This window comes from Paenibacillus sp. cl141a (assembly GCF_900109305.1).
Taxonomy (GTDB): Bacteria; Bacillota; Bacilli; order Paenibacillales; family Paenibacillaceae; genus Paenibacillus_AQ; species Paenibacillus_AQ lautus_A.
Window position 1 is genome coordinate 69,499 of sequence record NZ_FNZO01000015.1, and the last position, 11,136, is coordinate 80,634.

The window sequence follows — 11,136 nt, forward strand, 5'->3', positions numbered from 1 at the left end:
TGCTTACATTCCATATACATTTATTGACCTTGCTGCATGGTTTCGGTGCGGGCCGTCCGAAAATCCTGCGGCGTCATATCATTTTGCTTCTTAAAGAAGCGGATAAAGGCAAGAGCTGAATTGTAGCCGAGCTTGGCGGCAATTTCATTGACCTTCATGGATGTATTGAGCAGCATGTCCTTTGCTATGACATTGCGGTAATCATTTACGTATTTAGAGAGACCGATTCCCGTGATCTGTTTGTATAGCCTTGAGAGATAGGATGGATTCAAGCTGACATAATCCCCGATCGCGGTTAGGGATATATCATCCGCAATATGTTCCTCTATATAACGATGCACCTTATTGACGACCTCAGCCTGCAGCTCTGTCCCTCGAAGCGCATTCCATTCAAAAAAGCAGTCCGCAATTTGCCAATAGTATGGAATCAGTTCCGTCCATGAAGCAGTCTCCTCCTGGCGGAACAGCATATCCAAATTAATCTGGGTGTTCATATAGTCTCGCATATCTTTATTTTTGTGCAAATGCGCCAGAAATACCGCAGATAGGAAATGGTACAACTCAACCTTGCGCTCATAAGGAGTATCCGGCTCGTTCCAGATGTCTGTCAATTCAATAAACAGATGATTAAACTGCTCGCGGTGATTATTTTCAAGACAGCTCATCAGCAGCTGTACGCGAGCGTGAAAAAAGCTGTCATGATAGCTTTTCGCCTTCTCTTTTTCTTCGGACTTCTGAAAATCTTTATCGTTCATGATGACCTCATGGAACAAGCCATGGCCTTGCATAAGACCGTATTTCATCGCATGAAAACGATCCGACAGCCGATTCCATGGGACAACCTCGATGCCAATAAGAAAAGATACGGAGAGGTTCAGCAGCCTTTTGCTGGTCGCCTGGATCGTCTCCAAATTGCCGCTCACATAGCGGTATGCCCGGGTCCATTCCATCGTACGGGTATCCGCCGTTATCTCCGGACCGGCTTTAGGCTGAAAGATCCATACCATTTTGTTCATATCAAATACGACGGAGAAACAGCGCACATGGGCGGATAAATACTCATCGCCGATATTTTGAAATGCGTAAGCGAGCAAAGCCTTGTCCGGTGCCGTGAACATTTCCTTCCAGGCATCAATCCGGCCAATCAGCAAATAGACAGGCAGCGATGCGTCGAGCGGAATGTCAATTTCCGCAAAAGCGTTCCGAAGCTGTTGCCCCGTCAACGTCTTGCCTTGTAATAAACCCCAAATATATTCCTTCTGCAAGGAAGGCATCGCGATTCTCATTTTGGATTGGGCACGCAGGATCATTTGCGCCTTACCTTGTTCCTCTTCAATCTCCTCTATCGCCCGTACAACGGTATGAATGATCTTCTCGTCGCTTTCTACTTTCAGCAAATAATCAAAGGCACCAAACGTAAGGGCGCTCTTCGCATAGTGAAAATCATCGAACCCTGTTAATAAAATAACTTTGCACGCTGGCCATTGCGATTTGATTTCCTGCAGCAGCTCAATACCCTCTATGCCAGACATCTTAATGTCCGAAATCACAATATCCATCCGGTGATGGGACAGCACCTCAAGCGCCTCTTCACCGGAATAGGCCTTCATGACCTCAAGCTCCAAATGCTCCGTTCTCTCGAACAACTCCAAAAGACCATCTACAATGATCGGCAAATCATCCACGATTAAAAGCCTGTACATGGCGATTCCTCCTTAGTTCATACCCAGTTTAATAATAGCTTGAAGCCCGCCAAGCTCAGAGCGTGATACGGTAATGCCATACTCTTCTCCATAATGAAGACGAATTCTGCGATGCACATTAAGCAGGCCGGTTGTCTCCTCCATCTGGTTCGTTGAATAACGCAGCTTCTTATCAAGCGCTTCGATCTCCTCGTCCGTAATGAACTCGCCATTATCTTCTACATAAATGTAATAAGCATCATTTCGCAGCTTACTGTGCACCCATAGCTCGCCCGTGCCGATCATATTGCCGAGGGCGTATTTGTAAGCATTTTCAACAATAGGCTGCAAAATCAATCGGGGGACTTGAATCGGCTGGGCCTCGACCTCAAACAGCACTTGGATTCGATCGCCGTAACAGATCGACTGCATCTCCACGTAAGTACGGGAATGCTCAAGCTCCATCTCCAGCGGGATGTCGTCATCATGATGGCGGGTAATGAACTGAAAATATTGCCCAATGTATAAACAGAACTGGTAAGCTTTTTCCCTCTGGCTATCGGATTTAATCAAACGGCAAAGCACAAAGAAGCAATTATATAAAAAATGAGGATTAATTTGCGATTGCAACCGTTTCAGCTCCGAACGCTGATTGCGAATTTGCTGCTCATAATTTTCCTCAATCAGTGTTTTCAAAGATTTCACGGTATCGTTAAAAGCCTGGTATAAATAGCCGAACTCATCCTTCCTGCGATCGATCAAGATCGGCTCCAGCTCGTTTTGCTGCATGCGGCGGAAGGAACGCACCAGCTTGATCAATGGACGGTATATTAACCGGATTAAAAAATAAGTAAAGAATAAGAAAATAAAAACAGCAAGCGCGCATGCCCACCAAAACAAAGCTTTATAAACCTGCAGCGAACCGAGAATCATCTCTTCCGGTATGCTCGTTACCACGTATGAATTCCATAGGCTGGAATACTTGAATACGGTTAGATACCGCTTATTTTTATAATGGATCGTATCATAGCCTCCATCCACTTCCCCTCCCTGCTTTTCATAAGCCAGCTGCTTCATCAGATCATGCAATTCAAGGTCGGAGCCGCTATGGATATCCCAGCCGCGCTCCAGATTAAACAATACAGTCTGGCCGCCCCTGCTATTGCCGATTAGTGCTAATGTTTCTTTCATTTTGCCGGTTGAGAGCTCAACGCCTACCACATAAAGCGGGTCTTTTTTGCCAGCGGGGTACTGCATCGTAATAAACAGCCGGTCCTGCCAATAAATAAAGGGCTCCGTGTAAAGCTTCTTGTCTGACTGCATCGCTTCATATTCTTCCGTATTTAGCATGGTTTCAAAGCTGTTGCTCAGCACCGTGCGCTCGATCAGCGGAATGTACGCTTTCGCCTCGCGAATAAATGGACTGGAATTTTTCATTAAATCCAGGCGGTGCTGAATATCCAATATTTTATGCGACCGGTCATAAGAGCTCATCTGTTCACCTGTTGCCGCCACCTCCATTAAATCCCTGTCCATGACATAGTTAGGTAAATAACGGCTGATCCGGTCTGCTTCCTGATCGAGGGAATCTAAATAAAAACTTGTCGTATTCAAAATCGAAGCGGAGATTTCACTACGGATATGATTGGCCCCTTGCTCATTGATCATCCAGGTAATCGCCATAAGCGGCAGTAAGGCCGCCAAAAAGGCAGCCATTATTTTTCTAAATATAGAGGAATCCTGTAAAAAGAATATACTTTTCATCGTTTGTTCTCCTGTGCCTGAGATCTACGACCTTCCTGATTATTCTTTTACACTTCCCATTACAATGCCTTTGATGAAAAACCGCTGCAAGAATGGATAGACAATAAGAATCGGGAAAGCCGCTACGAAGATTTGTGCCGCCCTGCTTGTACGGTCAGACAGCTGGAGCATGAGTTCCACATTTTCTGATTTAAGAAATCGGAAATCCATCTTAATAATAACGGTTTGCAAGAAGGTTTGCAGCGGATAATTTTCCGGGTGATTCATATAAAGCATGCCGTCGAACCAGCTATTCCAATGCCCAACCATCGTGAACAGCCCCGTTGTCGCCAGTGCGGGCAACGATAGCGGAACATATATTTTCCAAAGCGTTGCAAAATGCCCGGCTCCGTCAATCCGTGAAGCATCCTCAAGCTCCCTAGGCAGATTGCGGTAAAAGTTCAATAGCAGGATGACGTTAAACACGTTAATCGCCATAGGAAACACCAGGGCTCCGAGAGAATCAATAAGTCCCAAGCTTTTAATTGTTAAATAGGTAGGAATAAGTCCGCCATTGAACAAAATCGTAAAGACAAAAATCCAGGCATAAACGGTTCTTAGGCGAAACGTATTGCGGTCCTTGGATAAAGGATAAGCCGTAACAATCGTTAACAGCATGCTTAATGCCGTCCCTACAATAACCCGTTGAATTGAAATGCCGAAGGCTCTTACATATTCAGGCTTGCCGAACACGTTATCATAAGCCGCCGTTGTAAATTCTACAGGCCACAGCGCAACTTTGCCGGCTGCCGCCGCCGAGCCCGAGCTAAAGGAAATCGCCAAAATATGAATGATTGGCATTAAGCATAAAAAAGATATAAACGCAAGAAAGATGAGATTGCAAACTAGAAAAGCCCTTCTTCCGAATGACGGTTTCATGATCACGGTCTGTCTCCTTTCTGAATCACCGACTTTTCTACTACTAGAAAATACGGTAATTCGCTAGTCGGTAGGCGAGTACGTAGGATACGGAAATGAAAATAAAAGATACGGCGGATTTCAATAAGCCGACAGCTGTGGCAAATCCGAACTGGGCTTGCTGGATCCCCATGCGGTACACGAAAGTATCAATGATATCAGCACTTTCATAAACCGGCGCGCTGTACAGATTAAATATTTGATCAAATCCGGCATTCAGCACATTGCCGATATTAAGCGTAAGCATCAGAACGATGATCGGCATCATGCCCGGCAGCGTCACGTGCAGGGTTTGTTTCCAGCGGCCCGCGCCATCGATTTCAGCGGCTTCATATAACGTAGGGTTAATCCCTGTTAGCGCTGCCAAATAAACAATAGTGCCAAATCCAAATTCTTTCCAAACATCGGAGATGACCATGACATAAGGAAACCAGTTATTATCGCCAAGAAAGAAAATCGGCTTGATGCCGAACCATCCAAGCAGCTGGTTCAATATGCCGGAGGAAGGAGACAAAATATCGACCAAAATACCGCTCAGCAGTACCCATGATAAGAAATGGGGCAGATAGACCAGGGTTTGGAATGTTCTTTTCATCCATTCTCTTCGCAATTCATTAAGCAAAATAGCAATAGTGATCGGCACGAACAAACCGGCAACGATTTTCATAACAGCGATATATACCGTGTTAAAGAAAATACGGCCGACATCCGGATAATCCATTAATAATTCGAAGTTCCTCCATCCGATAAACGGGGAGCCGAGCAAGCCTTTGTTCGGCACATATTTTTGAAAAGCCATTAGGATTCCTGTCATCGGAATGTAACTAAAAATAACAATAAAAGCCAAACCCGGTAGCAGCATCAAATGAAGCGGCCATTCCTTCTTCCATATGCGCGTCAGACTATTCATATCTTCACCTCGCTGATTCACTTTTCATGCTGTGCATTTTTACTCAAGAACCTAATTGTTCTTAAAAAAAGGAGGGATTGCATAGAATCACCCCCTCCCTCCGCCACAGATTCTATTGAAGCGATTTATACCACTCGTTAACTTCTTTCGTGATTTCATCGCCGCCAAGCTTCTTCCACTCTTCAACGAATTTGTCGAATTCGTCTACGGATACTTGGTTCATCATGATCTTGATGAATATTTCATCACGTTTCTTCGTTAAAATTTCTTGACGGTCTGCCATTGCTGGAGTAGGTGCTCCGTAGAACTTGTTTTGCAGGTATTGCTTGTTCTTTTGAATTTCCGGAATATACGACAAGGCTCCATTAGGACCGGAGATTAAATATTCCCACCACATGCTTGTATCGCCTTCAACGTATTGCATAGCGCGCGCATAACGCGTTTTTTGGTCTTCTGTTTCAAGGATGCTTTCGTCTTTGTTTTCAATGGCTTTAGGCAGGATTTCTCCGTTATTGTCAAACTGTTTGCCTACACGAAGCGGGTTAAGCAGCCAGTAATTGTTGCCTTTTTCCACACGGTCTTTACCTCTGGTGTATACCTTCTGCTCTTCTGTCGGATGATTGTTAACAATGATCCATTGGTTCAGCAAACGGATTGCGCCTTCAGGATGCTTGGCTTGCTTAGAAATAACATAGTACTCGTCAACGCCAAGGCCGATTTGATTCAAAGTAAGCTTGTTATCGATTGAAGGGATCGGGAACGCTCCCCATTCTTGAACAACCTTGCCGTCTTTCACAGCGCCCTGCACAAGCTGCGCCGGTGTCCAGGAAGCGCCGAATACCATGCCGATGCTGCCGTCGTAGATCAGCTCAGCGGCTTTTTCCGTATCTTTAACGGCAAACTCAGGATCAATCAACCCTTTTTTGAACATGTCTTGCAGCGCTGCAAGAGCCTGCTTCATCTCAGGCTGAATATCACTGTTCATCAAACCGCCGTTCCCGTCTTCCATCCAGATGTTTTCATAAGCATGGTAGCCGTTCAAGAACGCTCTCAGACCGGTAACGCCTGTCTCTATGCTAAATGGATTCTTGCTGACCGCAATACCGTAAGCTTGTTTTGTACCGCCAGGATTCTTCGCTTTGAACGCTTCGGCAATTTTAATGAAATCATCCATCGTTTTAGGCTCAGGCAGGTTCAGTTCTTTCAGCCAGTCCGTACGAACGAACAAGTACTGATAGTTGAATGGATTGTATGAGCTCGGAATGCCCATCATTTTCCCGTCGATCATCGCTGTTTTCATTTGCATGCCGCCGTCCATGGTCAGAAACTTTTTCGTTTCTTCCGTTGCATGCTGATCATAAATCTCTGTCAAATCCATAATCATATCCGCTTCGGTTAACTCTTTAAGCTGTGTAGCATTGACAAGCATGAAATCCGGAATATCATTGGATGCAATTGCGATTTTCACCTTTTCCTTAAATTGGCTTATATCGGCAATCCATTTGTTTGTAATTTTGACACCGATATCTTTTTCATAAGCATCATATACAGAGTTTTTGTCGAAACTTTCCCCTTCGTCAAATTTCAAGTAAGGATCGCTTGGCGAAACCGTTGAAACCTCAATGACATCATTGCTGTTTCCTGTGCCTGCTATTTCGGTCGGTTCCTTGGAATTTCCAGGTGGACTTGGCTCAGACGACGTTTTGAAGCCGCAGCCTGAAACCGCCAACGCAAGCGTCAAGGAGATCATGGCAAGTGCCTTTTTGCTCTTCAAATATAACCCCTCCGGTATATTTCGTTTAGTTTTCTGCAAATTGTATTGCAGTCTTTCATAATTCCAGTATAGAAAGAAGCCCCCCGCTGTTCTATATACTAGTCTTTACTTTCGTATACACCTCTTGACACCAGGCAAAAAGTGAATAATCCCCATGATTCGCTTATACAACGGCAGCGTTTTTTACTTTTCATTTAGAAACACCTCAGAATGTATGTATGAAAGTAAATAACAGGATCTGGTTGAAGGCATCCCTTGTCTATATACTTAGCATATAAATTCATGATTGTCTGGAGGCGTTGGACATAACGAGACTTCATATTGCCTATGACCATCCCATTGCTATCAATGCTTTCGAATGGACCCCTGCAACTGATCGGCAGCCGCCTCATGTGCACGCAAGTCTGGAGATCGGACTCTGTTTAACAGGCAAAGGCTACTTTTTCTTTGGCAACAAACAATATGCAGCAAAACCTGGCGACTTATTTCTGGTCAACAATGATGAACGGCATATTGCCCAATCTGCCCCCGATGACCCGAGCCGCTATCTTTTTATTAATTTTGATCCCGCGCTGCTGCTAGCGGAGGAGCCAGGTCTTCTGCTGCCATTCTCCTATCGCTCCACTCATTTTTGCAATCATATTATGGGCGGCTCGCCGCTCGCCAAACAGCTCACGCCTTGGGTGCTGGCTATAGCGGAAGAACTGCGGGATAAGTCCCCAGGTTATCTGGCAATGGCCAAAAGCGCGCTCATTCAGCTGTGCGGCCGTCTTCTTCGACATTACGACGGTTTGCTGACCGATGATGAGCGTCATCATATGGTACATTCTGTTCGCCAGGCGCAATCGCTGGCCGCTTTGGTCGAGCATCGTTTCCACGAACCGGTTAGCTTAAGGGAATTGGCTGAGGAACTTGGTTTAAGCGTCTCGCGAGTGAGTCGGGCGTTTCTGGAAACGACCGGTTATCGCTTCTCGCAATATGTTTCCTTGCTGCGTGTTCAGGCTGCCAAGCGGGAATTGGCAGGAACGGACAAAGCTGTTGCCGATATTGCATTCGTATGCGGCTTTCAGAGCTTGCCAACCTTTTATCGCGCTTTTAAAGAGACAGTCGGCCTGTCTCCGATCCGTTATCGGCAATCTAGAGGGATGACGGAATGAGCAAATAATGAGAATAATGCTTACATCATTTGAGAAGCCATTGACGTCATGACTGGTTATAATCAAGGCATATTTTGATTACATGGATTTCAGGAGGGCAAACCTTGATGACGAGATGGATTGGACTGAGGGAATTAGTTCGGGATGAGATCAAACAGCGAGGAGAAGAAGGCTGTACTGTTGAGGGGATGTCCGAGCGTTTGGAAGCAGCCGGCACAGACGAAGCAAAGCTAATGGACGTATACCAGGCTTTAATGGCTCTTGAACCACGTGCGGATTTCAAGTATATCGAGCCGTCGGAATTGGAAGCCATTCGCGCCGAACGTCCGGTTGGACCGAGATTCTTATCCGGAAACTGGGATGAACTTAAATGGCAGGATAAATTTCATGGTGCCTGGCTCGGCCGTTCGGCTGGTTGTGCGCTCGGAAAACCCCTCGAAGCTCCTTCCTTCATGCAAGGCTCGGGCGGAAGACCCGGCTGGCACAATGTGAAGTTGTGGTTCGAAGGCGCAGGGGAATGGCCGATTCGCCACTATACACCGGGCGAATCAACAGCAGAAGCCGAGTACGGTATCGAGATAGCAAGGTGGAGCAGCTTGGCCAGCTGCCGGGATAACATTCGCTTTATGGAAACGGACGATGATGTTCGATATACCGTTCTCGGTCTGCTCATGCTTGAGGAACGCGGGCTCGATTTCAACTCTTGGGACGTGGGCAAGCTGTGGCATCGTCATTTGTCATTCGGGCAGGTATTCACGGCTGAAGCGCAGTCCTATCTTAATTTCGCTCGGGTCACTTCACATATTAGCGGCGATCAGCCAGACGACTGGGAGAAACATATCCATTGGGGTCGTTCTTATTTAAATCCCTACCGCGAATGGATCGGCGCCCAAATCCGTGTAGACGGCTATGCATACGGTGCTGCCGGCCAGCCCCAGCTTGCAGCTGAACTTGCTTGGCGGGACGCTTCCTTCTCCCACGTGAAGAATGGTATTTACGGCGCTATGTTTTGCTCGGCTATGATTGCCGCCGCATTCGTTGAACGTGACATGAAGCGAATTGTTGAGATCGGATTGAGTGAAATTCCGAAACGCAGCCGACTTGCAGAAGATATCGCATTAGCGGTCAACATTGCTGAGGAAACGGAAGACCCATTAGATTTGGTGAGTAAAATATGGGAAGCATTTAAGCACTATCACCCTGTTCATACCAATAATAATGCTGCATTATGCGCGGCTGCGCTCATTCATTCCGGCGGGGATTTCGAGAAAGGCATTACGACAGCCGTACTTGGTGGCTGGGATACCGACTGCAATGGCGCCACCGTCGGTTCCATTCTTGGCGCATCGCTTGGAGCAGCGGCGCTTCCAGAGAATTGGATCTCGCCGCTAAACGATACGTTGTTTGCCGATGTCAGTGGCTTCCACCCCATTGCCATCTCCGAATGCGCGCAAAGAAGCTATCGTGTCTTCCGACAATTGCAGCATTAACATGATTTAGGATGAATCGAGTATAATGATATAATGTAAAACCAAAATATCCCGTTCACTTAAGAAGGCAACTGATCGCTCTGACCAGCTGCCTTCTCATTTTTATTCAGCTATCGTTCTGCTTTAGCAAAAATACACCCACCACGTCATTCAGTTGTTGCGGGGGACGTGGACTGAAGAGCCCATTACGAAATATGGCTTCGATGACGCTGATTTGATCGGCATTGCGATTGTATCTGTTGTGCTTACTACACGGTTTTTCCGGTGGAGCTGGAAGTAGCCGCCATTTGCCCGCCTTATTTATAATCGGTTGACTCGGTTTCATACCTTGAACGATCTACTCCATACAGTGTAATCATATGCTCCGTATGGGCTGCACCCCAATTGTTCAATGCCTCTAGTACCGAGCTTAAACCTTTGCCATACTCGGAAATTGAATACTCTACTTTCGGAGGGATTTGGTTATAAACCTCTCGATGTACAATATCGTTATACTCAAGCTCTCTTAACTGTTGGGTAAGCATTTTTTTGTTTATACCCGGTATCGATTTTTGAAGCTCGCTGAATCTCATAGTTCCGTTGGAAATCAGTTGAAGCAAAATGACGGGCTTCCATTTCCCCACCAAAATATCAAGCGCTGATTCAAATTTACAATACTCTTTCATTGAACTCCCCGCTTCCCTGTACCTTAGGTAACTTTTTATTCACTATGTTTAAATAAAGTGCCTACTTCATTGAACCCGATTACTAGACTATTATAACCTCAGAGAATTTAAATAAGTAATAAGGGGGTTATCATCATTCATGAATATCGCATTATGGATTATTCAAGGACTTTCTGCGCTGGGGTTTGTCTACTCAGGGTGGTTAAAGGCGTTTCAGTTTGAAGGAGCCAGAGCGTCTTGGGGATGGGTGAAAGATGTTCCCAAAGCGTTTGTTGTCTTTATCGGGGTTGTCGAATTGGTAGGGGCATTCGGACTCATTCTGCCTCAAGCATTGAATATTGCGCCCATATTGACGCCCATAGCCGCTGCCGGACTTGCCACAATCGTTCTTCTCGGCGCCCTATTCCATGTTGCACGAAAAGAGCATCGAGAAATAGTCGTAAACATTGTCTTCTTTGTGTTCACTGTATTTATTGTGATCGGTCGTTTTTAAATCATTATCTGCCGAAGCTGGATATAATCATGCAGTAGTGAATATAGTATCAGAGAATCGACCCATTTCTGTAATTTCCATTATTTTATGTGGTGAAAAATGTGTTAGAAGGCTGATGAATTGTACACGACATCAATAAGCCACCTGGTTCCTTTCCAAGTGGCTTATGGATCTTGCTACATATTTGATTTTCTTCGTTTTATTCCTTGGAAAATCAGCATAAACGCCATGAAGAAGAATAAAG

The 11,136-nt window shown here is 45.6% G+C and carries 9 protein-coding genes; 3 read left to right on the forward strand and 6 right to left on the reverse strand.

The window, feature by feature from the left end; translation table 11 throughout:
* Positions 1-20: 20 nt before the first annotated feature.
* The 5 genes from BMX45_RS28075 to BMX45_RS28095 form a co-directional block, all read right to left on the reverse strand.
* Positions 21-1,703, reverse strand: a complete 1,683-nt coding sequence (locus tag BMX45_RS28075; protein ID WP_090913750.1) for a response regulator — start codon at positions 1,701-1,703, stop codon at positions 21-23.
* 12 nt (positions 1,704-1,715) lie between these two features.
* Positions 1,716-3,446 (reverse strand): sensor histidine kinase, encoded by a 1,731-nt coding sequence (locus tag BMX45_RS28080; RefSeq protein ID WP_090913754.1) that lies wholly within the window; start codon positions 3,444-3,446, stop codon positions 1,716-1,718.
* Positions 3,447-3,485: 39 nt separating this feature from the next.
* The gene (locus BMX45_RS28085) at positions 3,486-4,364 is read right to left on the reverse strand and encodes a carbohydrate ABC transporter permease (protein WP_090913878.1); all 879 of its coding nucleotides are present in this window, start codon (positions 4,362-4,364) and stop codon (positions 3,486-3,488) included.
* Between the two features lie 43 nt (positions 4,365-4,407).
* Positions 4,408-5,313 (reverse strand): ABC transporter permease, encoded by a 906-nt coding sequence (locus BMX45_RS28090; RefSeq protein ID WP_175495226.1) that lies wholly within the window; start codon positions 5,311-5,313, stop codon positions 4,408-4,410.
* A gap of 112 nt (positions 5,314-5,425) precedes the next feature.
* Entirely contained in the window at positions 5,426-7,087 is a 1,662-nt protein-coding gene (locus BMX45_RS28095; protein WP_090913756.1) for an extracellular solute-binding protein, read from the reverse strand.
* Between the two features lie 299 nt (positions 7,088-7,386).
* Here BMX45_RS28095 and BMX45_RS28100 point away from each other — a divergent pair, with 299 nt between their 5' ends.
* Both BMX45_RS28100 and BMX45_RS28105 read left to right on the forward strand, forming a co-directional pair.
* Complete coding sequence (locus BMX45_RS28100) at positions 7,387-8,244, forward strand: helix-turn-helix transcriptional regulator (RefSeq protein WP_090913758.1); 858 nt, start codon at positions 7,387-7,389, stop codon at positions 8,242-8,244.
* 107 nt (positions 8,245-8,351) lie between these two features.
* Complete coding sequence (locus BMX45_RS28105) at positions 8,352-9,734, forward strand: ADP-ribosylglycohydrolase family protein (RefSeq protein ID WP_090913760.1); 1,383 nt, start codon at positions 8,352-8,354, stop codon at positions 9,732-9,734.
* A 296-nt stretch (positions 9,735-10,030) separates the two neighbouring features.
* On the opposite strand, the gene BMX45_RS28110 is transcribed toward BMX45_RS28105, so the two are convergent.
* On the reverse strand, positions 10,031-10,399 hold the full coding sequence (locus BMX45_RS28110) for a winged helix-turn-helix transcriptional regulator (protein ID WP_090913763.1): 369 nt from the start codon (positions 10,397-10,399) through the stop codon (positions 10,031-10,033).
* A gap of 139 nt (positions 10,400-10,538) precedes the next feature.
* Here BMX45_RS28110 and BMX45_RS28115 point away from each other — a divergent pair, with 139 nt between their 5' ends.
* On the forward strand, positions 10,539-10,892 hold the full coding sequence (locus BMX45_RS28115; protein ID WP_090913765.1) for a DoxX family protein: 354 nt from the start codon (positions 10,539-10,541) through the stop codon (positions 10,890-10,892).
* Positions 10,893-11,136 lie beyond the last annotated feature (244 nt).

What these genes read in the sequence shown, in the direction of transcription:
- BMX45_RS28075 (WP_090913750.1), bottom strand. Translation starts at nt 1,703, where the DNA reads ATGTACAGGCTTTTAATCGTGGATGATTTGCCGATCATTGTAGATGGT.
- BMX45_RS28080 (WP_090913754.1), bottom strand. Translation starts at nt 3,446, where the DNA reads ATGAAAAGTATATTCTTTTTACAGGATTCCTCTATATTTAGAAAAATA.
- BMX45_RS28085 (WP_090913878.1), bottom strand. Translation starts at nt 4,364, where the DNA reads ATGAAACCGTCATTCGGAAGAAGGGCTTTTCTAGTTTGCAATCTCATC.
- BMX45_RS28090 (WP_175495226.1), bottom strand. Translation starts at nt 5,313, where the DNA reads ATGAATAGTCTGACGCGCATATGGAAGAAGGAATGGCCGCTTCATTTG.
- BMX45_RS28105 (WP_090913760.1), top strand. Translation starts at nt 8,352, where the DNA reads ATGACGAGATGGATTGGACTGAGGGAATTAGTTCGGGATGAGATCAAA.
- BMX45_RS28110 (WP_090913763.1), bottom strand. Translation starts at nt 10,399, where the DNA reads ATGAAAGAGTATTGTAAATTTGAATCAGCGCTTGATATTTTGGTGGGG.
- BMX45_RS28115 (WP_090913765.1), top strand. Translation starts at nt 10,539, where the DNA reads ATGAATATCGCATTATGGATTATTCAAGGACTTTCTGCGCTGGGGTTT.